19 protein-coding genes are annotated in these 25753 nt (G+C 73.5%); 7 read left to right on the top strand and 12 right to left on the bottom strand.

The features are described from left to right. Positions 1–49: 49 nt before the first annotated feature. Positions 50–700, top strand: a complete 651-nt coding sequence (locus J7462_RS04255; protein ID WP_219462001.1) for a LysE family translocator — start codon at positions 50–52, stop codon at positions 698–700. A 5-nt stretch (positions 701–705) separates the two neighbouring features. Here J7462_RS04255 and J7462_RS04250 read toward each other — a convergent pair whose 3' ends face one another. Both J7462_RS04250 and J7462_RS04245 read right to left on the bottom strand, forming a co-directional pair. After that, positions 706–1992 carry an O-antigen ligase family protein gene (locus J7462_RS04250; protein WP_308290739.1) on the bottom strand — a complete coding sequence of 429 codons (1287 nt, stop codon included), beginning with the start codon at positions 1990–1992 and terminating at the stop codon, positions 706–708. A gap of 83 nt (positions 1993–2075) precedes the next feature. Continuing rightward, the gene (locus J7462_RS04245) at positions 2076–4106 is read right to left on the bottom strand and encodes a beta-galactosidase (RefSeq protein ID WP_219461999.1); all 2031 of its coding nucleotides are present in this window, start codon (positions 4104–4106) and stop codon (positions 2076–2078) included. Positions 4107–4521: 415 nt separating this feature from the next. Between J7462_RS04245 and J7462_RS04240 the strand changes: the two genes are divergently transcribed. The 4 genes from J7462_RS04240 to J7462_RS04225 all read left to right on the top strand — a co-directional run bounded on the left by J7462_RS04240 (position 4522) and on the right by J7462_RS04225 (position 11724). Next, entirely contained in the window at positions 4522–5742 is a 1221-nt protein-coding gene (locus J7462_RS04240) for an ROK family transcriptional regulator (protein ID WP_219461997.1), read from the top strand. Between the two features lie 233 nt (positions 5743–5975). After that, the gene (locus J7462_RS04235; RefSeq protein ID WP_219461996.1) at positions 5976–8453 is read left to right on the top strand and encodes a beta-glucosidase; all 2478 of its coding nucleotides are present in this window, start codon (positions 5976–5978) and stop codon (positions 8451–8453) included. Next, complete coding sequence (locus tag J7462_RS04230; protein ID WP_219461994.1) at positions 8450–9508, top strand: LacI family DNA-binding transcriptional regulator; 1059 nt, start codon at positions 8450–8452, stop codon at positions 9506–9508. The genes J7462_RS04235 and J7462_RS04230 overlap by 4 nt, the downstream gene beginning before the upstream one ends. Next, on the top strand, positions 9505–11724 hold the full coding sequence (locus J7462_RS04225) for a glycoside hydrolase N-terminal domain-containing protein (RefSeq protein WP_219461992.1): 2220 nt from the start codon (positions 9505–9507) through the stop codon (positions 11722–11724). The genes J7462_RS04230 and J7462_RS04225 overlap by 4 nt, the downstream gene beginning before the upstream one ends. 37 nt (positions 11725–11761) lie before the next feature. Here J7462_RS04225 and J7462_RS04220 read toward each other — a convergent pair whose 3' ends face one another. Beyond that, on the bottom strand, positions 11762–12271 hold the full coding sequence (locus J7462_RS04220; RefSeq protein ID WP_219461990.1) for an NUDIX domain-containing protein: 510 nt from the start codon (positions 12269–12271) through the stop codon (positions 11762–11764). A 98-nt stretch (positions 12272–12369) separates the two neighbouring features. Here J7462_RS04220 and J7462_RS04215 point away from each other — a divergent pair, with 98 nt between their 5' ends. Next, positions 12370–13530, top strand: a complete 1161-nt coding sequence (locus J7462_RS04215; RefSeq protein ID WP_219461988.1) for a hypothetical protein — start codon at positions 12370–12372, stop codon at positions 13528–13530. On the opposite strand, the gene J7462_RS04210 is transcribed toward J7462_RS04215, so the two are convergent. Beyond that, complete coding sequence (locus tag J7462_RS04210) at positions 13518–15623, bottom strand: molybdopterin-dependent oxidoreductase (protein WP_219461986.1); 2106 nt, start codon at positions 15621–15623, stop codon at positions 13518–13520. The genes J7462_RS04215 and J7462_RS04210 overlap by 13 nt on opposite strands. Positions 15624–15876: 253 nt before the next feature. Between J7462_RS04210 and J7462_RS04205 the strand changes: the two genes are divergently transcribed. Beyond that, positions 15877–16218, top strand: coding sequence for an RNA polymerase-binding protein RbpA (locus J7462_RS04205; RefSeq protein ID WP_007070998.1), 342 nt, complete (start codon positions 15877–15879; stop codon positions 16216–16218). A 160-nt stretch (positions 16219–16378) separates the two neighbouring features. On the opposite strand, the gene J7462_RS04200 is transcribed toward J7462_RS04205, so the two are convergent. From J7462_RS04200 to J7462_RS04160, 8 genes are all read right to left on the bottom strand, one after another. Then, a complete protein-coding gene (locus J7462_RS04200; protein WP_219461984.1) occupies positions 16379–16912 on the bottom strand; it encodes an FxsA family protein in 534 nt (177 codons plus the stop codon). A gap of 96 nt (positions 16913–17008) precedes the next feature. After that, the gene (locus J7462_RS04195) at positions 17009–17782 is read right to left on the bottom strand and encodes a polyprenol monophosphomannose synthase (RefSeq protein WP_219461981.1); all 774 of its coding nucleotides are present in this window, start codon (positions 17780–17782) and stop codon (positions 17009–17011) included. Positions 17783–17805: 23 nt separating this feature from the next. Then, a complete protein-coding gene (lnt, locus tag J7462_RS04190) occupies positions 17806–19404 on the bottom strand; it encodes an apolipoprotein N-acyltransferase (RefSeq protein WP_374197559.1) in 1599 nt (532 codons plus the stop codon). A gap of 567 nt (positions 19405–19971) precedes the next feature. Then, on the bottom strand, positions 19972–21318 hold the full coding sequence (locus J7462_RS04185) for a glutamate mutase L (protein WP_219461977.1): 1347 nt from the start codon (positions 21316–21318) through the stop codon (positions 19972–19974). Then, positions 21315–21707 (bottom strand): hotdog domain-containing protein, encoded by a 393-nt coding sequence (locus tag J7462_RS04180; RefSeq protein ID WP_208565960.1) that lies wholly within the window; start codon positions 21705–21707, stop codon positions 21315–21317. The genes J7462_RS04185 and J7462_RS04180 overlap by 4 nt, the downstream gene beginning before the upstream one ends. Beyond that, positions 21704–22594 (bottom strand): OAM dimerization domain-containing protein, encoded by an 891-nt coding sequence (locus J7462_RS04175; protein ID WP_305072032.1) that lies wholly within the window; start codon positions 22592–22594, stop codon positions 21704–21706. The genes J7462_RS04180 and J7462_RS04175 overlap by 4 nt, the downstream gene beginning before the upstream one ends. Beyond that, complete coding sequence (locus J7462_RS04165) at positions 22591–24186, bottom strand: lysine 5,6-aminomutase subunit alpha (RefSeq protein WP_307799036.1); 1596 nt, start codon at positions 24184–24186, stop codon at positions 22591–22593. Before J7462_RS04165 ends, J7462_RS04175 begins: the two co-directional genes overlap by 4 nt. Next, entirely contained in the window at positions 24183–25748 is a 1566-nt protein-coding gene (locus J7462_RS04160) for an amidohydrolase (RefSeq protein ID WP_219461976.1), read from the bottom strand. Before J7462_RS04160 ends, J7462_RS04165 begins: the two co-directional genes overlap by 4 nt. Positions 25749–25753: the final 5 nt, after the last annotated feature.

Raw genomic sequence — 25753 nt, 5'->3', positions numbered from 1 at the left:
CGGCGCGGCGGCGTAGGGTGCGGTCGGGGACGGCGGAGCGGGGGCGGCAATGGTCACGGTCGGTGCGGTGGTGGGAATCGCCCTGGTGGCGCTCGGTCTGGTGCTCACCCCCGGGCCGAACATGGTCTACCTGGTGTCGCGGTCGGTCAGCCAGGGCCGCCGGGCCGGGCTGGTGTCCCTGCTCGGGGTGGCCGCCGGGTTCGGGGTCTACCTGGCCGCCGCCGTCGCCGGCATCGCCACGGTCTTCGTGCTGGTGCCGCCGCTGTACACGGCGGTGAAGCTGGCCGGTGCGGCGTACCTGCTGTGGTTGGCGTGGCGGACGTTGCGCCCGGGTGGGCGGTCGGCGTTCACCCCGCAGGAACTGCCGGTGGACCGGCCGCGCCGGCTGTTCGCCATGGGACTGCTCACCAACCTGCTCAACCCCAAGATCGCCATCTTGTACGTGTCGCTGCTGCCGCAGTTCGTCGATCCCACCCGGGGTGACGTGGCGGTGCAGAGCCTGCTGCTCGGTGGCACCCAGATCGTCGTGGCCCTGTCGGTGAACACCCTGATCGTGTTGACCGCCGGGTCGGTGTCGGCGTTCCTGGTGCGCCGGCCGGGCTGGGCACGGGTACAGCGGTGGGTGACCGGCAGCGTGCTCGCCGCGATGGCGGTACGGATCGCCGCCGACCGGTCCCGGGCGGCCGTGGCCAGCGGCTGATCCGCTCAGACCGGCGACGGTCGGGACGCCGCCGTCGGTAGTTCCCGGTTCACCGGGCCGTCCACGGCAGCCACGGCCAGCGCGATGGCGAAGAACATCACCGACAGGTTCATGTCGGTGAACCCGTAGAACGGGGCGAGGGCCAGGGCGACCACCGGCACCACGCTCAACCAGCGGCCGGCGGCGGACACCGCGACCGCCGTGCTGCGGACCAGCACCACGAGCAGCGCCAACAGGGCCAGCAGCGCGGGGACGCCGTGGCTGTACATGGTCAGCCAGACCTGCCCCTGGGTGCCGAGCGGCTCCGCGCCGGTGGTGGTGTCGGCGCTGCGCGGGGCGCCGTAGCCGAGCAGCGGCGAACGCAGGACCGCGTCGAGGGTCTGCCGGTAGAGGTCGGCACGGTCGCGGGTCGAGTCGGTGTTCTCCACCCTGTTCATGATCATGTCGCCGACCGGGACGACCAGGGTGATCACCCACGCCACCGCCACGCCGGCGGTGATGGTGCCGATGAGCCGGACGTCGCCGCGCAGCAGCGCCCGCAGCCCCAGGTAGGCCAGCCCCACCCCCAGGCCGATGAACATGCCCCGGTTGAGGGTGAGGAACGCCGGCACCAGGGCCAACGGCAGGGACACCACCAGCACCCGGCGCAGCGGGCCGGTCCGCACCGCCGACAGGTACGCCAACACGCACGGCACGAGCAGCGCGAAGCCGGTCCCCCAGTTGTTGGTGTACGGGTACGGGGCCGCCGTACGGAAGTACGGGTTACGGCCGGTGGGGTTGAACTCGGTGGAGTGCACGTGGGTGACCGCCCGGATCATCCGCTGCCCGGCCAGCCCGTCGGGTAGCAGCGACTCCACCGGGGTGGTCAACGCCAGGCGGGGGGCCAGCACGCCGACCCAGCCGAGCGCCACCATCCCCAGCCAGAACAACAGCACCGGCTGGAACAGCCGTTCCCACCGGGCTCCCTGCCGGGCGGCGGTGTAGACGTACAGGTAGACCACGAAGGCGGTCAGCACGAATCCGAGCCGCAGGCCGTAGACGAGCAGCCCACTGGCCTTCTCCAGTCGGGTGGCGCTGATCAGGACGAGCCCGACGAGGACGAACCACAACGCCGAGCCGGGCGGCCACACCACCTTGCCGTGGGTGAGCAGGACCACCGCCAGCAGCATCCCGAACAGCGCCCACCCCAGGTAGAGGCCGCCGAGCAGCCACCACAACGGCATCGCCGCGAACATGGCGTACAGCGGCCAGAGGGGTAGCGCCCGCTGCGGTGCCGTGTTTCTCGTCCACACCGGGGCAAGGGTAGGCGGGGCCGGGCCGGGTGGTCATCGGCGGACCGGCTGTGACGGGTGTCATCGGCGGACCCACCCGCGGGTCATCGGGGGTGCTCGCGCAGCACCGCCGCTGCACCGGCGGGCAGGGTCACCGCCCCGTCGGCGGGGACGCCGGTGAGCAGGTCCAGCCCGTCGGCCGGCACCCGCTGCGGTCGGTCGGTGTGGTTGAGCAGGAACAGCCAGCTCGCCCCGGGTGCGGTGCGGCGGACCGCCTCCACCCCGGGTGGGGCGTCCGGGCAGACCGGGTGCACGCCGGCGGTCCGGGCCGCTTCGGTGAGCAGGCGACGGTAGGTGGCGTCGTCGGGTCGGGTCGACACGTACCAGGCGGTGCTGTCGCCGACCCGGTGCCGGGTCACCGCCGGTCGGCCGTCGAGGACCCCGCCGACGTACGTGCCGACCGGCTCGGCGCCGTGCAGCTGGACGGTCTCCGACCAGATCCGGCCGGTCCCGCCGCCGGAGAGCAGCACCTGCTCGTCGGCGGCGAGCGGATGGAACTCCTCCACCCGCAGGCCGAGCAGGTCCCGGTAGGCGCCGGGGTAGCCGCCGAGGTGGACCCGGGCGTGCGGGTCGGCGACCCCGCTGAGGTAGCTGACCAGCAGGTGCCCGCCCGCTTCGACGTGGGCGCGGACCCAGCCGGCGGTGGTGTCGTCGGCCAGGTAGAGGGCGGGCAGGACGAGCAGCCGGTACCGGTCGAGGGGGTCACCGGGGACGACCACGTCGCAGCCGTACCCGGCCCGCCACAGCGCCCGGTGCGCGGCGGCCAGCTCGGCGTGCCCGTCGAGCAGCTCGGACGGCATCCCGGGGTGGCGCAGCGCCCAGCCGCTGGCGGCGTCCGTGGCCAGTGCGACGGATGCGGCCGTCTCGCCGGCGGTGACCTCGGCGAGCCGGTCGAGGTGCTCACCGAGGCGTACCGACTCCCGGAACACCCGGCTGTCGGCCCCGGTGTGCGGCACCAGGGCGGAGTGGAAGCGCTCCGCGCCGCCGGCCGGGGCCCGCCACTGGAAGAACATCGCCCCCCGGGAGCCGCGGGCGACGTGGGAGAGGCTGTGCCGGGCCATCCGGCCGGGCTCCTTGGTGTGTGCCCGGCCGGGGGTGTGGATCTGGCTGGCGGCGCTCTCCATCAGCAGCCACGTCGCCGGGGCGGTGGCGCGGGCCGGGTCGGCGGAGCGCAGGCGTCCGTGTCGGGCCCACCCGCGGGCCAGGTCGGCGGCGAGGGCGGTCTGTTCCTCGGCGCCGCCGTCGACCGCCGACGGGTAGTGGTCGATGGCGACGAGGTCCACCTCGGCGGCCCAGCGGGCGTGGTCGACGGGCACCCAGTCGCCGAGGACGTAGTTGGTGGTGACGGGGATCGCCGGGTTGGCCGCTTTGAGCAGGTCGCGTTGTTCGACGTACGCGGCGAGCAGGGTGTCGGACCAGAACCGCCGGAAGTCCAGCAGCTGCCCGGGGTTGCCGAGGTACTGGGTGGCCCGGGGGGTGCTCACGTACGCCCAGTCGGCGTAGTGCTGGCTCCAGAAACTGGTGGCCCAGGCGGCGTTGAGGGTGTCCAGGTCGCCGTGGTGGTCGACGAGCCAGCGGCGGAACGCGGCCTCGGTGTGCGGGCAGTGGCAGGTGGTGCCGTACTCGTTGTGCACGTGCCACATCGCCAGCGCCGGGTGGTGGGCGTAGCGGGCGGCGAGGGTGGCGGCGATACCCCGGGCGGCGGCCCGGTAGGCGGGTGCGGCGGCGCAGTAGGTGTCGCGGCTGCCGTGGTGCAGTCGTACGCCGTCGGCGGTGACCGGCAGCGCGTCGGGGTGCGCCAGGGAGAACCAGGGCGGCGGCGAGGCGGTCGGGGTGGCCAGGGCGACCCGGATGCCGCCGTCGTGCAGCAGGTCCAGCACCTCGTCGAGCCAGCCGAAGTCGTAGCGGCCGGGGGCCGGCTCCAGGCGGGACCAGGCGAAGACGCCGACGGTGACCAGGTTGACCCGGGCCCGGCGCATCAGGGCGACGTCCTCGCGCCAGGTGGTGGCGGGCCACTGCTCGGGGTTGTAGTCACCGCCGTGGCAGAGCCGCCCGTCGTCCCACATACCCACCATCCCGTTGACTTTGTTTGATAGGTGTCCAAACTATGAAGACTATTTGCCCATGTCAATCGGTTGCATCGTGGTCCAATCAAACCTAATCGTTGACAGTTCGTTGGGAAGGCAAAGAAACTGTCGGTACCGCCGCAGAGCGCTGCCGAGGAGACGCCGATGCCGTACCGACCACCGTTGGTCCCGGACGAGACGATCGTGGCCGACCCTTCCCCGGCGGGGTGACACCGGCCCGGACACCCCGCCACCGGGGGCCGGTAGAGTTAGTTGAGTTTCCAGCCGAACAGACTTTCCGACGGTGCACCGGCCCGCCGGGCATCGTCGCCCACCGGCCGACCGGCGTACCCGTGCGGGGGGCCGGCGGTGGGCGACGATGCACCGGCACCACCCACCGTCGGGCGCAGGGAGCGGGCAGATCGTGATCAGCATCCACAACGAACCGCAGCCGACCGACCTGGGCGACGTCCGGGTGGCCAACCGGGCCGTGGTCCTGCGACACGTCCGCCTGCACGCACCCTGCTCACGGGCCGACATCGCCGCCGCCACCGGCCTCAACAAGGCCACCGTGTCGAGTCTGGTGACCGAACTGCTCGACCGGCGGCTGGTCCGCGAGACCGGGCTGACCGGCAACCGGGTTGGCCGGCCCGCCACCATGCTCGTCCTCGACGGCGCCCCGTACGCCGCGTTGGGCCTCCAGATCGGCGCGGACGACCTGGTGGTGGTCGCCGTGGACCTGGGCGGCAACCGGCTGCTCACCTGGCGACGGGCGTTCCCCGCCCCGACCGCCTCCCCCGCCGAGACCGTCCGGGCCCTGGTCACCCTGGCCCGGCGGGCGATCGGCCGGGTCACCGGACAGGGGCGAACGGTGCTCGGCCTCACCGTCGGGGTGCCCGGCCTGGTCGACACCGCCGGGGGTGTGCCCCTGGCCAGCGGACTCGGCTGGCGGGACGTGCCGCTCGCCGCCGACCTACGGGCCGCGCTGCGGGAGACCGGGTTCACCGTGGCCGTCGACACCGACGCCAACCTCGCCGTCCTGGCCGAACAGCGACACGGCGGGTACGCCGCAGCCACCGACCTGGTCCACCTCACCGGCGGGATCTCCGTCGGCGCCGGGGTGCTCGCCGGTGGCCGGCTGCTGCGCGGCGGCCGGGGCCACGCCGGCGAACTCGGCCACCTCTGCCTCGACCCGGCCGGACCACCCTGCCCGTGCGGTCGACGCGGCTGCCTGGCCGCGTCGACCGCGCTACCGGCCGTGGTCGACCGGCTGCTGCCCGACGCCGGGCGGGACGGCCCGGTCACCGACTACCTGCCGGAACTCGACCGGATCGTGGCGTCGGCCCGGCAGGGGGACCCGGCCGTGCTGGCCGGGCTCGCCGAGATCGGCCGGCACCTCGGGCACGGGGCGTCGATCCTGGCCAACCTGCTCAACCCCGAGGCGATCGTGGTGGGCGGACACTTCGCCACCCTGGCGCCCTGGCTGCTGCCGGCCGCCCGCATCGAGCTGGTCGCCCGCACCCTCGCCCCGCAGGCCGGCGGGTGCCGCCTGGAAGCCTCCACGCTGGACTCCGCCGCCGCCGCGCTGGGCGGCGCCGCCGCCGCGCTGGCCACCATCGAGGCCGGTCGACTCCCCACCGCCTGATCCGGGTGCCGGTCACCCCTTGACCGACCGACGCGCAGGTGCCAACCTCGAACCGCCGCCCCGTCGTTCGGGCACCCGGGGCGGCATGTTCTCCGCGATCGTCGAAGCGCTTCGCCGCTCCGGGCCGACGACCGCCGCAGCCACCACGACGCGATGCCGCACGTCACCATGGCCGTCGAAGCGCTTCGACCGCCGGCCGGCGCCTCACCGCGAGCCCACCGGAAGGTAACCGCATGAACGACCCCACCGACCGCGCCACCGGCCCGTCCCCCGCCGGGCACGCCGACGACCTGCTGGCCCGGCTCACCCTGCCGGAGAAGATCGGCCTGCTGCACCAGTGGCAGGCCCCGGTGCCACGCCTGGGCCTACCCGGATTCCGCACCGGCACCGAGGCGCTGCACGGGGTCGCCTGGCTCGGCCCGGCCACCGTCTTCCCCCAGGTCGTCGGCCTGGCCAGCAGCTGGAACCCCGACCTGATCCGGGCGGTGGGCGCCGCCGCCGGCGACGAGGTCCGGGTCAAACACCAGGCCGACCCGGCCGCCGTCGGGCTCAACGTGTGGGCACCGGTGGTCAACCCGCTGCGCGACCCCCGGTGGGGCCGCAACGAGGAAGGCTGGTCGGAGGACCCGTGGCTGACCGGCCGCCTCGCCACCGCCTACGCGTTCGGGCTCCGCGGCGACCACCCCCACCGGCTGCGTACCGCCCCGACGGTCAAGCACTTCCTCGGCTACAACAACGAGACCGACCGGGCCACCACCTCCAGCGACCTGCCACCCCGGGTGCTGCACGAGTACGAACTGCCCGCGTTCCGCGCCCCGCTCGCCGCCGGTGCGGCAGTCGCCGTGATGGCCTCGTACAACCTGGTCAACGGGGTTCCCGCGCACCTGAGCCCACTACTGAACGACGAACTGCGCCGGTGGACCACCGACGAGGTGATGGTCGTCGGCGACGCCGGGGCGGTCACCAACATCGCCGGGGTGCAGGGTCACCTGCCCGACCACGTCACCGGTTTCGCCGCCGCCCTACGCGCCGGCATCGACAACTTCACCGAGGACGACACCGACAGCGGACAGACCATCCGACGGCTCACCGAAGCCCTCGACCGGGGACTCATCGACGAGTCCGACGTGGACCGGGCGGTGCGGCGCATCCTCACCCTCCGGATCAGGCTGGGTGACCTGGATCCACCCGGGCAGGACCCGTTCGCCGGGGTGTCCCCCGACGTGCTCGACAGCCCCACCCACCGCGACCTGGCCCGGGAGGCCGCCCGCCAGTCGGTCGTGCTACTACGCAACGACGGGCTGCTGCCCCTGCCGACCGACCCGACGACCCGGGTGGCGGTGCTCGGCCCGCTCGCCGACACCGTCCACACCGACTGGTACAGCGGCACCCTGCCCTACACGGTCACCGTCCGGGAGGGCCTCGCCCGGGCGCTGCCGACGGTCACCCACCACCCCGGCGCCGACCGGATCGCGTTGCGCGTCGGCAACCGGCACGTCCGCTGCCCCCGCTCGTCCGAGGGGGGACCGCTGACCGCCGACGAGGGCCGCGACGGCACCTGGTTCGACGTGTTCGACTGGGGACGCGACGTGGTGGCGCTCCGCGCCGTGGCCAACGGCCGGCACGTCGGCGTCGACGACGACGGAACGTTGATCAACGACCGGCCCGGACCGGGCGGCTGGATCGTGCGGGAGACCTTCCGGTTGCACCACCGCCCCGACGGCACGACCCTGCTGCACCACCTCGCCACCGGCGCGTACGTGCGGGTCGGCGACGACGGACGGTTACGCGCCGACGCCACCGACCCGGACACCGCCACCGGATTCACCGTCGAACTCGTCGCCGACGGAGTGGCCGAGGCCGCCGCGTTGGCCGCCGCCGCCGACGTGGCGGTCGTCGTCCTGGGCAACCACCCGATGGTCAACGGCCGGGAGACCGAGGACCGGGTCGACCTGGACCTGCCCGCCGGACAGGACCGGCTGCTGCGCGCCGTACACGCGGCCAACCCGCGCACCGTGCTGGTGCTCACCAGCAGCTACCCGTACGCGGTGGGGTGGGCGCAGGAACACGTCTCGGCGGTGCTGTGGTCGGCGCACGGCGGGCAGGAACACGGCACCGCCCTCGCGCAGGTGCTCCTCGGCGACGCCGACCCCGCCGGCCGGCTCACCCAGACCTGGTACGCCGACACCGCCGACCTGCCCGACCTGCTCGACTACGACGTCATCGGCGCGGACAGCACCTACCTCTACTACCGGGGCGAACCGCTGTACCCGTTCGGCCACGGCCTCAGCTACACCCGGTTCGACTACGCTGACCTGCAGGTGAGCGCACCGACAGTGCCCGTCGGCGACGAGGTCGAGGTGAGCGTCGAGGTGAGCAACACCGGCGACCGGGAAGGCACGGAGATCGTGCAGCTCTACACCCGGCAGCGACACTCCCGGGTCAAGCAGCCCCTGCGGCAGCTGCGCGACTTCGCCCGGCTCACCCTCGCCCCCGGCGAACACCAGCGGGTCACCCTGCGGCTGCGCACCACCGACCTGTCCTGGTGGGACGAACACCGCGACGGCCCCGTCGTGGAGGACGCCACCCACACCCTGCTGGTCGGCCGTTCCTCCCGTGACATCCGGGCCGTCGGCGCGGTGACCGTACACGCCCGCCCCGCCCCGCAGCAGTCCCGCCCGGCGGTCCCGGCCGGCGGCGGTACCCGGTGACCGGCGCACCCGGGCGCGGACGCAAGTCACCCGACCAGGTCACCATCGTCGACGTCGCCCGGCACGCCGGGGTCGCCGTCAGCACCGTGTCGTACGTCCTCAGCGGCAAACGAGCCATCTCCGAGGTGACCCGCACCCGGGTGCTGGCCAGCATCCGGGAGTTGGGCTACCACCCCAACGCCGGGGCGCGGGCACTGGCCAGCCGCCGGGCCAACACCATCGCGCTGGTGCTACCGCTGCGCGCCGGCATGCAGGTGCCGGTGGTGATGCAGTTCGCCATCGCGGTCGTCACCACGGCCCGCCGCTTCGACCACGACGTCCTGCTGGTCACCTCCGACGAGGGACCGGCCGGGCTACGCCGCATCGCCGGCAGCGCCATGGTCGACGGGATGCTGGTGATGGACGTCGAGCTGGACGACTCCCGGGTGCCGCTGCTGCGGGACCTGACCCGACCCAGCGTCCTGATCGGTGTCCCCGCCGACCCGACCGGCCTGACCTGCGTGGACCTGGACTTCCACCGCGCCGGGCAGGTGTGCGTGGAACACCTGGCCCGGCTCGGGCACCGCCGGGTGGCGCTGCTCGGTGCCCCCGCCGCCGTCTACGACCGGGGCACCGGGTTCGCCCACCGCACCCGCGCCGGGGTGGCCGCCGCCGCCGACCGGCACGGCGTCACCGTCGTCACCCAACCCTTCGAGGAGGGACCCGCCTCGATCCGGCAGGAACTCGCCGACCTGCTCGACCGGCACCCCGACCTGTCCGCGCTGGTGGTGCAGAACGAGGCGGCGGTGGGGCCGGTGCTGGCCTGCCTGCCCACCCTCGGCCGGCGGGTGCCGCAGGACATGTCGGTGGTGGCGATCTGCCCCGACCAGTTCGCCGAGCAGGCCGGGCCCCGGCTCACCTCGGTGCCGGTGCCAGCCGAGGAGATCGGCCGGCAGGCGGTGGCGTTGCTGATGCGCAAACTGCACGACGAGGCGGTGCCGGAGGTGACCCTGCTGCCGCCCCGGCTGACCATCCGGGACAGCACCGCCGCACCGACCGTGCGGGCCCGGCCGTGACCTGCGGGCCACCACCGGCAGCACACCGGATCTGGGACGACGCCCCCGCCGTCGACTGGCCCGACGCGTTCCTCACCGGCAACGGCGAGTACGGGCTGATGGTGCCCGGCGAACCGCACGCCGAGCGGCTCGTGCTCAACCACCACCGGTTCGTGCTGCCCAACGGCACCCACGACGCGCGGGCACCGCAGCTGGCCGCGCTGCTGCCCCGGATCCGGGAACTGGTCCTCACCGGCCGGCGGGCCGAGGCCGGCGAACTGCTCACCGGCGGCCGGGAGTTGGCGTGGACCCAGCCGTACCACCCGGGGTTCGCGTTGACCGTCGACGCCGCACCCGCCCCGGTGCGTGACTACCGGCGGCACACCGACTTCCGCACCGGTGAGGTGGTGGTGTCGTGGTCCGGGCGACGGCGACGCAGCTTCGTCTCCCGCGCCGACCGGCTCGTCGTCACCCACCTCGACCAGGGTGGGTGTGTCGTCGGGGCCACCGGTGACCTGCCCGGCCGCCCCGACACGGTGCACTACGACACCACCGCCTACCGCCACGACGGGCTGGTGTTCCTGCGGGTACGCGGCCGCTACCCGGACGTCGGCGGGGCGTACGGGTTCGAGGGGGTGACCCTGGTCCGGGGGGATGCCGAACCCGCCGGCGACCGGGTGCTGGTGCACGGGCCGGCGCTGCTGACCACCGTCCTGGACCGTACCCGCAGCCCCCGGTGGCGCACCGCCGCGCAGGAACGTCGGCTGGCCGCCGGCCCGGACGACTACCCGACCCTGCTGGCCCGGCACGTCGCCCGGCACACCGGCCCGTACCAGCGCGTCGACCTGGACCTGGCGGTGCCGGCGGCGGACCGGGACCTGCCCGTCGGTGCGCTGACCGCCCGGCAGGTCGCCGCCGACCGGTTGGACCCGGCCCTGCTGGAACGGCTCTTCCACGCCGGCCGGTACCTGCTGTTCAGTGCCAGCGGGGTGCTGCCGCCCCGGCTGACCGGGATCTGGACGGGGTCCTGGGACGCCGCCTGGGCGGGGGACTTCACCACCGACGCCAACCTCAACCTGCAACTGGCCGGCGCGAACGTCGGCGCGCTGCCCGAGGTGACCGCCGCGCACGCCCGGCTGGTCCGCGCCCAGGTCGACCACTGGCGGGACAACGCCCGCGCCGTCTACGGGGCGCGGGGCCTGCTGGCGCCCAGCCGCACCGACGGCGAACACGGGCACCTGTTCCACGTCCACCCGCACTGGCCGTTCACCGCCTGGCTGGCCGGTGCGCACTGGCTACTGCACCCGCTGTACGAGCACCACCAGGTGACCGGGGAGCCACTGGGGGAGGTGGCGGGGTGGCTGGCCGAGGTCGCCGACTTCTTCACCGACGTGCTCACCGACGTCGACGGGCAGCCGGCGCTGGTGCCGTCGTACTCGCCGGAGACCGGGCCGCTCGACGACACCGGGCGGCCGGTGCCCGTCGCGGTGAACGCCACCATGGACGTCGCCGCCGCCCGGCACGCCATGACGGTCGCCGCCGAGGTGACCGGGTCGCAGCGGTGGGCGGCTACCCGGGACCGGCTGCCCGGCTACCGCATCGACGAGCGGGGTGCGCTGGCCGAGTGGGCGTGGCCCGGCTACCGCCCCGACGACGACCACCGGCACGTCAGCCACCTCTATCCGGTGTGGCCGACCGGGGAGGTCGACCCCGACGACACCCCGGAGTTGGCGGCGGCGGCGCACCGGGCGTTGACGGTCCGCGGCGACGAGGACGGCTCCGCGCACGGCACCCTGCACCGGGCCCTGGTGGCGGCCCGGTTGGGCGACGGGCCACTGGTCGGGGCGTACCTGCGGCGCATCGTCGCGGCGGACATGTTCTTCCGGTCGCTGATGAGTGCGCACAACCCGGGCCGGGTGACCTACAACGCCGACGCCGCGCACACCCTGCCGGCGGTGCTGATCGAGGCGCTGGTGCAGTCCCGGCCGGGGCTGCTGCGGCTGCTGCCGGCGCTGCCACCGGGCCTGACCCGGGGGACGCTGCGCGGGGTGACCTGCCGGGGGCGGATCACCGTCGAGGAGCTGACCTGGGACGAGGGTCGGGTCACCGCCCGCCTGGTCGCCGTGTCCGCTCAGCGGGTACGGGTGCGCAGCCCCTACGGCGACGCCGTCTGTGACCTGCCGGCGGGCACGGCGGTGCGGGTGGCCTTCGACGGTCGGCCGGCCGGCACCGGGTGAGCGGCACACCTCCGGCCGGACACAGCGCGTCGGTGGGTCACAGCGCGTCGGGTCGACACAGGGCGGGATGCCGCTCACCGGGCCGCGCATACCAGGGGGCGTCGTCGGGGGCGGCGGCCGTGTCCAGCCGCAACCGCGCCCACTCGTCCAACTCCGGCAACGCGTCGGGGGTGAACCAGCCGACCTCGGTGGACTCGTCACCGTCCGCGCGGGGCCACCCACCGACCGGCCGGCACCGGAACCACACGTTGAGGTACTCGCAGGCGTCGCCGTTGGGGTAGACCACCGGGTGGGTGGCGACCCCCGCGATCCGGTCGACGACGACCCGTACCCCGGTCTCCTCCCACACCTCCCGCACGACGGCCTCGGCGGGCTGCTCACCCGGGTCGACCACCCCGGCCGGCAGCGACCAGCGGCCGTTGTCGCCCCGACGGGCCAGCAGCACCCGACCCGCGTCGTCACGGACCACCCCGGTCACCCCGGGCAGCAGCAACAGGTCGTGCCCGACGTGGGCACGCAACTTCACGATGTACGGGGAGACGGCCACCGGCCCACGGTAACGGTCGTGGTACCGGTGGACCATCCCGACGCCCGCGCGACGCCGCCGCACCCTGGGCCGGGTGCAGCCTCTAGACTTGCCCGGCGATGGACCCGCAGCCCTCCCCCACCGACCTGCGCCCCTGCGCGCACTGTGGACGTGACGTGCCGCAACGTGCCGGCGCGGGACGCCCGTTCCGCTACTGCCGGGACAACGACGGCGCCTGCCAACGGGCGTCACGCAACTCCCGGATGCGCCACCGCAACGCCCCCGGCCTGCCCGGCCAGGTGGCCCGCACCTGGGAGGCCGTCGACCGCCTCGACCAGGTGGTGGAAACCCTCACCGAGGCGCTGCACGCCGAGTTGTCCCCGGTCGGGGTGGAACGGCAACTCGCCCAGGCCCGCGCCGACGCCGCCACCGCCATCGCCCAGGCCCACGCCGCCCGCGACGAGGCCCGCGAAGCCGCCGAGACGGCCGCCGCGGAGACCACCCGGGCCCGGCAGGAGACCCGGGCCGCAGCCGCCGACGCCGACGCGGCGCGGGCCCGCGCCGCGCAGGCCGACGCCCGCGCCGCCGAAGCACAGCAGCGGGCCGGGCAGGCCGACACCGCCGCCGACGCGGCCCGCCGCGACGCCAGCGCCGCGCAGGCGCTGCGGGTGCAGGCCGAACGTGACCGGGACGCCGCCCGGCACGAGCTGCGGACCCTGCGCGCGGAACGCGACGCCGAACGGCAACGCACCGCCGACCTGACCGCCGAACGTGACGCCGCCCGCGCTGACGCCGCCCGGGAGTCGGCCGACGCGCAGCGCGCCGCCGCCGAGGCCGCCGCCGCCCGCCAGGAGACCCGGCAGGCCCACGCCGACGCCGCGGCGGCCCGCACCCGGGCCGACACCGCCACCGAGCAGGCCCGGCAGGCGGAGGCCACCGCCGAGGCGGCCCGGCGGGACGTCGCCGCCGCGCGGGCCGACGCGACGGCCGCCCGGCAGGAGACCGCCGCGCTGACCGCCCGCGCCGCCGAGGACCTGGCCGCCGCCCTGGCCCGGGTGGACACGCTGACCGCCGAGCTGACCCGGGCCCGCGCGGAGGTGACGCAGGCGCACCGGGCGACCGCCGCCGACCGGGCCCGGCTGGCCGAACTGGACCGGCTGCTGCCGGCGGCGCAGGCCGACCGTGACGCCGCCCAACGCCGGGCCGGTCAACTCGCCGACCAGGTCAGTGACCTGGCCGGCGCGCTGGCCCGGCTCAGCGGCCCCACTCAGCCGGGCTGAGCCGACCCCGACGGGTCACCGCCCGCGTCGCCCGGTCGGCCCACCGGGGCGGGGTGCACCTCGACCCGGGTGTCGTGGAACGTGGGCCCCCCACCGAGGTCGGTGTCCCGGACCCCGGTGACCGCGTTGACGGTGCTGCCGCCGGGGCTCAACCGGGCCCAGTACGCCTTGTAGGTGAACGCCAACCCGGGGCGGGTCGCGTCGTCCACGGCGACGGTGGCGAGGAACTCGCCCCGGTCGTTGTGCACCCGCGCCGGGTCACCGTCGGCCAGGCCCCGGGCGGCGGCGTCGACGGGATGCAGGTGGATGCGCGGCGGACCGGTGCGACCGAGGTGCCACGGCAACGACGCGAACGTCGAGTTGAGGAAGAACCGGCCGGCGGGGGAGATCAACGCCAGGGGGAACCGGCGGGCCAGCGCCGCGTCACCCACCTCGACCGGCGGGGTGTACCCGACGAGCGGGTCGACGCCCTGCGCGGTCAGCCGCGGGTCGTGGAACCGGGCCCGCCCGTCGAGGCTGGGGAACCCACCCTCGGCGTACGGGGCGGACCCCACCGCCACCCCCGTCGCCCGCACGTACGTGCTGCGCACCAACTCGTCGTAGCTGATGCCGGTGCCGTCGAGCAGCTGCCGGGCCAGGTCCTCGTCGCTGTCCCGCAGCCGGGGATGGTCCAGCCCGAGCGCGGCGGCGATCCGCCGGAAGATCTCCGTGTTGGGCAGCGCCTGCCCCGGCGGGTCCAGCACCGGCAGGTTCAGGGTGGCGTAGTGGTGACCGTAGGAGGTGTGCAGGTCCAGGTGCTCAGGTTGCATGGTGGCCGGCAGCACCACGTCGGCGAAGTCGCAGGTGTCGGTCCAGCGTTGCTCCAGCACCACGGTGAACAGGTCACCGCGGGTCAACCCCCGACGCAGCAGGTTCTGGTCCGGGACGGTGGCGACCGGGTTGGTGTCGAACACCACCAGCGCGGTGACCGGCGGGTCCGCCTCCCCGGTCAGGGCGGCGGCGAGTCGACTCATGTTGATCGACCGGGCCGGGGGAGCGGGCATCCCGGCGGGCCGGGCGACCCGGTCGGAGTCGACCCGGTGATGCCCGCTGGTGGTGGCCAACGCCCCGCCGCCGGGATACCGGAAATCCCCGGTGAGCAGGGGGATCGCCGCGATAGCCCGGACCGCCTGCCCGGCCCCGGCGTGCCGTTGCAGGCCGAGCCCGATCCGGATGGCGGTGGGACGGGTGGTGGCGATCCGCTCGCCGAGGCGACGCACCACATCGACGTCGAGGCCGCACTCGGCGGCGGCACGCTCCACCGGCCACTCGTCCAGGCGGGCCGCCATCCGCTCCCACCCGACGGTGTGCGCGTCCAACCACCCACGGTCGACCCCACCGACGTCCCGTACGTGCCGCATCAACCCCAGGGCGAGGGCGGCGTCGGTGCCGGGCAGCGGTGCCACGTGCTCGTCGCTGCGGGCCGCGGTGTCGGTGCGCAACGGGTCGATGGTGACCACGTACGCGCCGCGTTGTTGGGCCTGCCGCACGAACGGCCAGTGGTGCAGGTTGGTGGAGAGCAGGTTCGCCCCCCACAGGACGATCAGTTTCGCCTCGACCACCGACTCCGGTTCGAAACCGACGGACCCGCCGTAGATCGACCCGAGGGCGGCCCGGGACGCCGCGGTGCAGATGGTGGTCCGCAACCGCGATGCCCCCAGGTGGGCGAAGAGCCGGGGACCCATCGACCAGCCCTGCACCAGACCCATGGTGCCGGCGAAGTAGTACGGCAGGACCGACTCCGGTCCGTTGAGGTCGATGCTGGCCCGCAACCCGGCCGCGACCCGACGCACCGCCTCGTCCCAGCTCGCCGGCCGGTACGACACCGGCCCGACCCCCTTGGGGCCGACCCGCACCAGGGGGGTGGTCAGCCGGTCGGGCCCGGTGACCGCGTCGAGATAACGGTTGACCTTGCCGCACAACGCGCCCCGGGTGAACGGGTGACCCGGGTCGCCGCGCAGCGCCACCGGCCGCCCGTCGGTGACGGTGAGCTGCCAGACACACGTGTCGGGACAGTCCAGGGGGCACGCGCCGGGATGCACGGTGGTGGCCATGCCGCGGATGCTATCGCCACCGGCCGCCCCGGCACGGCCCGTCGTCGGCGCGGGACGCACCGGCGGCGGCTACCATCGCGGTGCACACCCGGGACACGGCACCGATGTCGACCCGGCCGCAGACGAACCCGCCGGGGCGGTGCGACGGCGGGCTACCCTTGCGGGGGCCGTCCCACCCGACGGGCGGGAATGCCCCGGCGGTGACCGGCCGTTATACCGGAAGACCAGCACCACGAACGAGGGGAAGTCGATCATGGGCGAGCGCATGCTGCGCGGAAGCCGTCTGGGCGCGGTCAGCTACGAATCCGACCGCAACACGGAGCTCGCGCCGCGCCAGACCCGCGAGTACCTCTGCGCCAAGGGCCACCAGTTCGAGGTCCCCTTCGCCGTCGACGCCGAGGTCCCCACCACCTGGGAGTGCAAGTTCGACGGCAGCGTCGCCCGGCTCGTCGACGGCACCGAACCGGAGCAGAAGAAGGCCAAGCCGCCACGCACCCACTGGGACATGCTGCTGGAACGGCGCTCCATCGCCGAGCTGGAGGACATCCTCGCCGAACGGCTCCAGGAGGTCCGCACCCGCCGCGGCCGCGCCTGACCTACCGCACCACGACGGCGCCCCCGGGGAGGAGATCCCCGGGGGCGCCGTCGCGTCCCTGCCCACCGGGACAACCGGAGCCCACGCCCCACCCGGGCTGCGGGGCGGACCGAAAGGTATGGGACGACAGTGCCCGCTCCTGGGCGGGACCACCGGCCGGTCAGGGCCGGCGGGGCTCCACGATCTCCCCCTCGATGGCCCGACCCCCGTCGACCGGCGGCGGGGCCACCACGTCACCATCGACCGGCGGCGTCGACGTCGCCGGCTCACCCCGACGCACCCGCACCGTACGCGGGCCGAACAGGTCACCGGCCACCATCGACGACACCCGCCGCTCAGTGGCCCGCTGCACCCCCGAGCGCACCAACCGGCGCACCGGCGGCACCAGCAACACCAAACCCACCACACCACTGAACAGACCCGGCACCGCCAGCAGCAACGCACCAGCCAACCCGACCAGACCATCGGTCACCTGCCGGCCCGGCGGCTGCCGCGACTCCACCGACGTACGGAACCCCCGCCAGGCGCGCATCCCCTCCCGGCGCAGCAACACCAGACCCACCAGGGACGCGGCGAACACCAGCAGCACCGCCGTGCCGAACCCGACGGCCCGGCCCACCACGACGAACACCGCCAACTCCGCCACCACCGCCAACAGCAGGGCCGGTGGCACGAACCTCAGGTATCGGCGCATCTCACCTCATCCGCGTCGCGCGGCACCCGCCCACCACCGTCAACCGGACAGCGCCCGGGGCGACAGGCCCGCTCCTCCAGCATGCCACGCCCCACCTCACGGCCACCGGTCGTGACCGCGACGCAGCCGACCCGGCCGCCGGTCCCGCAGCCCCCAGGTGGTGATCCGCCACAACGCCTCCGCCACGATCAACGGACTCATCTTGCTGGCCCCCCGCTCCCGCTCGACGAACGTGATCGGCACCTCCACGATCCGCACCCCCGCCCGGTGCGCCAACCGCGACAACTCCACCTGGAACGAATACCCCTGCGAACACACCGACTCCAGACGCATCGCCCGCAACGCCGACAACCGGTACACCCGGAAACCACCGGTGGCGTCCGACACCGGCATCCCCAACGCCATCCGCGCATACAGGTTCCCGCACCGCGACAGCACCAACCGCCGCCACGGCCAGTTCACCACCCGCGCCCCACCCACCCACCGCGACCCGATCACCACATCCGCGTCGCGGGCCGCAGTCAACAACGCCGGCAGATCCTCCGGGGCGTGCGAACCGTCGGCGTCCATCTCCACCACCGCGTCGTAGCCGCGCTGCCGCGCCCACCCGAACCCCGCCAGGTACGCCGCCCCCAACCCCTCCTTACCGGGCCGGTGCAGCACGTGCACCTGCGCGTCGGTGCCGGCCATCGCCTCCGCCAACGCCCCCGTACCGTCGGGACTGTTGTCGTCGGCGACCAGCACGTCCACCGCCGGTGCCGCCCGGCGGACCCGGGCCACCACGTCGGCGACGTTGTCGGCCTCGTTGTAGGTGGGAATCACCACCAGCACCCGACCCACCCCGGGCTGCCCCGCGACTGCCTCACCCACGCCTGTCCCCCGTTCCTGCCGGCTCACCCGGCGACGGTGACCTCCCGCCGACGGCGCAGCATCCCCGCGACGACCAACGCCGCCACCGCCAGACCCGCCAGCGTCGACTCCGGCCACCGCCCGGCCCGGGTGGCCGGGGTACGCCCGTCGGAGAGCGTCACCTGCCGCACCACCACCGCCCGGGTGTTGAACCCGGTGGCGTCGCTTACCCGCCCGTCCGGGGCGACGAACCCGGACACCCCGACCGTCGAGGCCATCAACGCCGCCCGACCGTGCTCCACCGCCCGCAACCGCACCATCGCCAACTGCTGCCGGGCCTCCGCCACGTCGAAGGTGGCGTTGTTCGTCTGCACCACCAGCAACTGCGCCCCACCGTCGACGGTGTCGCGCACCAGACCGTCGTAGGCCACCTCGAAACAGATCACGTCACCGAGGACCACCGGGCCCACGTCCACCACCCCCGGGGTCGACCCCGGCACGAAATCCGCCCGCACCCGGTCGACCTGCGACGACACCTTCCGCGCCAACGACCGCATCGGCACGTACTCGGCGAACGGCACCGGATGCCGCTTGGTGTACAACTGGGCCATGTCCGGGCCGGTGCCCGGCCGCCACAGGATGCCGGCGTTGCGCACCTCACCGTCACCCGGACCGGCAAGCACCGCACCGACCAGGATCGGCGCACCGATCGCGTCCGCAGCCGCGGAGATCCGCGCCCCGGCGGCGGCATTGCGCAACGGGTCGATGTCCGAGGAGTTCTCCGGCCACACCACCAGGTCCGGACGCGGCACCGCACCGGCGGCGACCCGCCCGGCCAACTCCACCGTCGCATCGGCGTGATTGTTGAGCACCGCCTGCCGCTGGGCGTTGAAATCCAACCCCAACCGCGGCACGTTGCCCTGCACGATCGCCACCCGCACCGACCGGCCACCGCCGGCACCCGTGGGCACCGCCAACCCCACCCCCACCAGCAGCAACAACCCGACCGCGACCCCGGCCACCGGCCGCCACACCCCGTCCGGGCCCGGCCACCGCCGCCACGACCCCACCACCAGCAACCCGCCGGCCACCGCCACGACCCCGGTGACCAGTGGGGCCCCACCGAGCCACGCCCACCCCAGCAGCGGCGACGCGTCCTGGCTGAACGCCAACCGCCCCCACGGGAACCCCCCGAACGGCGTCCGGTCGCGCAGCGCCTCCTGCCCCACCCACAACACCCCGGTCACCACCGGCCACGCCCACCGCCACCGGTCCACCACCGGCGACACCCACGCCGACGCCGCCCCCAGCAACGCCACATAGCCGGCCTGCAACAACGACAACAACACCCACGGCAGCAGCCCGGTGTGCAGATTCGTCCACGCCAACAACGGGGCGAACAACGCCACCCCCGTCAGGAACCCCAACCCCGCGCCGGCCCGCAACCGCCGCCGGTGCACCGCCACCGCCAACCCGGCCACCCCCACCGGCGCCAACGGCCACCACCCGTACGGCGGGAACGCCACCAGCAGCGCCAACCCGGCCGCCACCGCCACCGGCACCGCCACCCGCAACGGCACCGGCCCCCTGGTCGGTCGTACCACCACCGGGGTACGCGTCTCATCCCGGTCGAGCGTCGTCACCGGCACCTCACCACGATCACGGGCCGAAGGCTACCCGCCCCACCCCGGCACCCCCGAACCACCGAGCCGCAGGCCCGAGCCCACCCGACGCCGACCCGCCCCGCCCCGGACAACGCGACGCCGGTCGGCCCGACCCGGGGAACACCGGTGACACCGACCCCCGCAGCGGGCGGACACGAAATCGGGGCGCGGCCTCAGCCGCGCCCCGATGCTCCCAGGCCCTTCCCGGCCGGTGGGACAAAATGAGCGACGCCGACCTTCGGACCGACCCGACGGTGGACTGGCTGCCCCCGCCCGGCCGTTGTCTACTGGCCGTACCACTCACCCTGCCCGTACACCGGTAACCGCGGCCGGTTCGCGCCGCCCCGCCGACCCCCGCCCGCTGGACCTGGCCGCCGCGACAAATACGCACCAACAATGTCGCTCGGCCAGCGGACGAAGGGACGAAGCGAACAACAGCCGCTTCCCGTAGTAGGACTCAAAGACGGTACGGCCTACACCCCCGCCGCTGTCAACCCACCACCGGCCAGTCACGTCCACCAACCCGGCGTGTCGCGTCGGCGGGTCTCAATCCCCACCGAGATGCCGACGCAACAAAGCCGCCGCCGCCACCGGATGCTCCCCCGCCAACAACCCCCCGGCGGCCAGCACATAATCCACATCCACCACCGGCCGCGCCGCCCGCGGCAACGGCCACCCACCCGCACGATCCACGAGCACCTGCGCCAACACCCCCACCCCGGCACCGGCCGACGCGTGACGCAGCACACCACCGGAACCCACCAGCAGCCGCACATCCCGCAGATCCCGACCCGCCCGCTCCCCCGTCGCCGCACCCCGGGCATGCCGCCGCAACGCCACCGTCGCCGCCAACACCGCGATCCGCCCGTCCACCGCCCGACCCGCCGCATCAACCGGCAGGAACCCCGGATCAGCCGCCCGCACCGCCGCCGCCGCCGCCAACTCCTCCTGCCCGACCGCATCGAGCAACCGTTCCTGCACCGCCGCCCGGACCACCCCCGGCGCGCTCCACCGCATCCCCAGGTCACCCTCCACGGTGCGGGCCCGCCACAACGCCCCAGCCACCTCCCGACCCGGCCCACCCGCCCGCTCGTCCGGCGTCAACACCGAATACACGTCGGTCGTCGCCCCACCCACGTCCACCACCGCCAGATCACCCCCCACCACGTCGGCGAGGACCTCCACCCCGGTCAACACCGCATCCGGGGTCGCCGCCCGCACCAACCGGGCGAACCGGGACCCCCGCGACAACCGCTTACCCCCGATGACGTGCCGCAGGAACACCTCCCGGATCGCCGCCCGCGCCGACGCCGGCGCCAACACCCCGATCCGGGGCAACACGTTGTCCGCCACCGTCACCGGCACCCCCGCCGCCGCCAACACCTCCCGCAACCCCTCCCGCACGTCCACGTTGCCGGCCAACACCACCGGCACCCGCCACCGGGCCCGCGCCAACCGCGTCGCGTTGTGCGTCACCGTGTCGACGTCCCCACCGTCGGTGCCACCGACCAGCAACACCACATCCGGCCGGGCCGCCCGCACCGCCGCCAGCTCCGCCGCCGCCAACCGGCCCGCCGCCACGTGCACCACGTTCGCCCCCGCCGACAACCCCACCCGCCGACCCGCCTGCGCCGTCACCAACGGCTCGTAACCCACCACCGCCAACCGCAACCCACCACCCGCCGACGAACACACGTACCACGGCAGAGCACCCGCACGCCCCGCGCCGGCCCCGTCGACCGCCGCACCCACCGCCGCGTCCAACCCGTGCAGCACGTCCGTACCGACCGTCGTCGGCGCCGACGCCGCCCCCACCAACCGCCCCACGGCCAGGTCCACCACCGCCGCCTTCGTCCAGGTCGACCCGACGTCGGCGCAGACCGCCAGACTCACGCCGCCCCGGGAACGACCACGGTGCCCGTAGCCGTCACCGCCACGACCGGCTCCGCCAACACCTCCGCCGCCGACCCACCCCGCTCCGGCCGACCCCGACACACCACCCGCGCCACGAAATCGACCGTCCGGCTGCGGGTACCCACCCGCACCACCGTCGCCGTCACCTCCAGCACGTCACCCGCCCGCACCGCCGCCAGGAACTGCACATCCGCGTACGACGCGAACAACCCCTCGTCACCATCGGTACGGATACACACCTCCGTCGCCACGTCCCCGAACAACCCCAACGTGTACGCCCCGTCCACCAGGTTCCCCGCGTAATGGGCGTGCGAATACGGCACATACCGCCGATGCGTCACCGTCAACCCGACCCGCGAATCGCTCATGCCCCCGCCTTCCTGCTCGTCACCAACGCGTGCACCAGATACGACGCCACCTCACCCGGCGTGGTGCCCCGACCGAAGATCCGGTCCACCCCCAACTCCGCGGTCATCGTCTCGTCGAACCGCGGCCCACCCACGATCAGCAACGGCCGCTTACCCGCCGGCAACGCCTCCCGGAACGCCGCCGACATCTCCCGCGTGTTGTGCAGATGCGCATCCCGCTGCGTCACCACCTGCGACACCAACACCGCATCCGCCCGCTCCCGCCGCGCCGCCTCCACCAACTCCGGCACACTCACCTGCGCACCCAGATTGGTCACCTTCAACTCCCGGTAATACTCCAGCCCCTTCTCCCCGGCGATACCCTTCACATTCAGGATCGCGTCGATACCCACCGTGTGCGCATCCGTGCCGATACACGCCCCCACCACCGACAACTTCCGACGCAACCGCTGCTTCACCACCGCGTTGACCTCCTTGGCGCCCAGCAACGGAAAGTCCCGCTCCACCACCTGCACCTGATCCAGATCCACCAGGTGGTTCACCCGCCCGTACACCACGAAGAATGTGAACCCGTCACTCATCGGCTTCGCGTGCACCAGCATCGCCGGATCGATACCCATCCGGTTCGCCAACTGCACCGCCGCACCCTCGGCCCGCTTGTCGTGCGGCACCGGCAACGTGAACGACACCTGCACCATCCCGTCACCGGTGGTGTCCCCGTACGGCCGCACGACCCGCTTCCCGGCGACCGCGCCAGCCCCCACGACACCCGTGCCGTTCCCGCCGGGCGTGCTCTCGCGGCCCGCACTGCGTTCGGTGCGCTCACTCATGCCGTTCCCGCCGGGCATGCCTTCGCGGCCCGCACTGCGTTCGGTGCGCTCACTCATGCCGGCTGCTCCAGGATCTCCGTCGCCGGGTTGTAGTAGCCGGCCTCGTGCCGCGCCACCCCCGCCAACCCCTTACCCCGGTCCGCCGGGCGCTTCATGATGCCGAACGTGCCCTCGGCGATCGCCGTCAACAACGACTGGTCCCCGATCCGCTCCAACAACTGCACCGCCTCACCCAACACCCGGTTCGCCCGCTGCTGGATGAACCCACCCGGCGCCGGCACGAAATCCTCGTGCAACCCACCCGCCGCACCCAACACGTACCGCACGTTCTGCAACGCGATGTCCCGATCCGACAACCACGGCGTCACCACCGCCTCCGTCATCATCCCCACCAACAGGATCCCCTGCCCCGTCATCGTGCCCACCAGATTGAAGAACCCGTCCAACAGGTTCCCCCGGAACACGTCACCCGTCATGTGCTTCGTCGGCGGCATCCACTTCAACGGCGCATCCGGAAACAACTCCCGCGCCAACAACGCATGCGCCAACTCCAACCGGAACGACTCCGGCACATCCGGATTGATCTCGAACGCGTGCCCCAACCCCAACTGCCAGTCCGCCAACCCCGCCTCATGCGCGAAGAACTCGTTGAGCAACTGCGACACCGTCACCGTGTGCGCCTCGTCCACCGCATCCGCCGTGGTCAGATAGTTGTCCTCACCGGTGTTGATGATGATCCCCGCCCGCGCGTGCACCTGCCGCGAAAACCGCTGGTCCACGAACGTCCGGATCGGATTGATGTCCCGGAACAAAATCCCGTACATCGAATCGTTGAGCATCATGTCCAGCCGTTCCAGACCCGCCAACGTCGCCATCTCCGGCATACACAAACCAGACGCATAATTCGTCAACCGCACATACCGACCCAACTCCTTCGACGTCTCATCCAACGCCGCCCGCATCAACCGGAAGTTCTCCTGCGTCGCATACGTCCCCGCGAAACCCTCCCGGGTCGCCCCCTCCGGCACATAGTCCAACAACGACTGCCCCGTCGACCGGATCACCGCGATCACATCCGCACCCGCCCGCGCCGCCGCCTGCGCCTGCGGAATGTCCTCATAGATGTCCCCGGTCGCCACGATCAGATAGATCCACGGCCGCCGCACCGGATCCCCGTACCGCCTGACCAGACGCTCCCGCTCCACCCGCCGCCGATCAACCCGCCGCACCCCCGCCGCCACCGCCCGCCGCGACACCCGCCGCGCCGCCGTCGCCGCCCTCCCCGACGGCACCACGAACCGCACCGACCCCGCCGCCGCCTCCTGCGCCAACACCGTCACATCGTCGACACCCTCCCGCGCCAACGCGTCGAACACCGGCAACGCCACCCCGTGCCCCAGCCCCACATCCGCCACCACCGCATCGACCAACCGGTTCACCCACGGAATACCGTCCGGATCCGCCCCCGACACCCCCGCCAGCCGCAACACCGCCCGCTCCACCGACACCGTCGTGTGACTCCGCGCCAGATCCACCACCGGCTGCCCGGCCCGACGCGCCAACTCCCGCGCCCGACCCACCAACACCGGATCAAGACCAAGCTTGCCCGACCCGCCCTGCCGCGCCGTACCGATGGATCGCTCGCTCACGAAACGCCTTCCTCATAGATGACCTCACCACGCAACACCGTGCGCCGACACACCGGCAACGGCGTCGGATCCGCCGGACCCCGCAACTCAGGATCCTCGGCCTGCACCACCGGCAACCCCCGCTCCACCCCCGCCGGACTCGACCACACCGCGAACGTCGCCGGCGCACCCAACGCGATCACCCCCTCGTTGTCCAGATGCACCGCCCGCCACCCGCCCCGGGTGTGCGCCGCGAACGCCGCCCGCACACTCATCCGCTGCGACGCACTGTGATGCGCCGCCGCCGCCCGCACCGAACCCCACGGATCCAACGGCGTCACCGGCGAATCCGACCCGAACGCCAACGCCACCCCCACCGCGTGCATCGCCCCCATCGGATTCGACTCCAACGACCGGGCCAGACCCAACCGCGACTCGTACATCCGACCCGCACCACCCCACAACCGGTCGAACGCCGGCTGCATACTCGCCACCACCCCGTACTCCACGAACCCCGCGATCAACCGCTTGCTCATGATCTCCGCATGCTCCACCCGGTGCCGCGCCGCCCGCACCCGGTCCGTGCCCAACACCGCCGCCGCCCCCGCGAACCCCTCCAACACCGTCGCGATCGCCGCATCACCGATCGCATGGAACCCGCCCTGCATCCCGTGCGCCGCACAATCCACCAAATGATCACGAACCTGACCGGCACTCAGATAACCGTGACCGCAACCCTCACCGTCGAGGTAATCCCGCGACACGTGCGCCGTCCGCGACCCCAACGCCCCGTCCGCGAACAGATCACCACCCGCACCCACCGCACCCAACTCCCGCGCCCGCGCCGCCCCCGACAACTCACCCCAGTACCCGTACACCTCCGGCAACCCCGCCCCCGACAACGCCAACAACCCGGTGAAGTCCTCCTCGTCGGAAATCTGCGGACCACCACACTCGTGCACCGCCGCGATCCCCAACGACGCCGCATGCGCCAACGCCACCCGCTGCGCCGCCACCCGCTGCGCCCGACCCACCGAACCCAGCGCCGCCGCCCGCACCACATGATGCGCGTCGCGCCGCAACCACCCCGACGCATCGAAACCCGGCACCACCGCCGCCTGCGGACACGCCGCCAGCAACGCCTGCGACACCAACGCCGAATGGATCGACGCCTGCGACAGGTACACCCGCCGGCCACCCGCCGCCCGATCCAGCTCCACCGCATCCGGCAGCCGCGGATCCCCCCACGCCGACTCGTCCCAACCGTGTCCCAACACCACCGCGTCACCCGGCAGACCCGCCGCGAACGCCGACACCGCCGCCAGCAACTCCCCCGCCGACCGCACCGACGACAGCTCCAGACCCGACAACACCAGCCCGGTATCCGTCGCGTGCACGTGCGCGTCCACGAACGCCGGCGTCACCAACGCCCCGTCCAGCTCCACCACCCGATCGGCGGCCGGCGCATCCGCCGCACCACCCAACCAGGCGATCCGCCCGTCCCGCACCAACAGCGCCGTCGCGCTCGGCTCCGCCGGACAGTGCAGCACTCCACCGCGATACAACGTCGAGGGGTTCGTCATGGCAC

The organism is Micromonospora sp. RL09-050-HVF-A, from assembly GCF_019374995.1.
Taxonomy (GTDB): Bacteria; Actinomycetota; Actinomycetes; order Mycobacteriales; family Micromonosporaceae; genus Micromonospora; species Micromonospora antibiotica.
The sequence above is the reverse complement of the archived record's forward strand: the minus strand, read 5'-3'. Positions and strand labels throughout refer to the sequence as shown.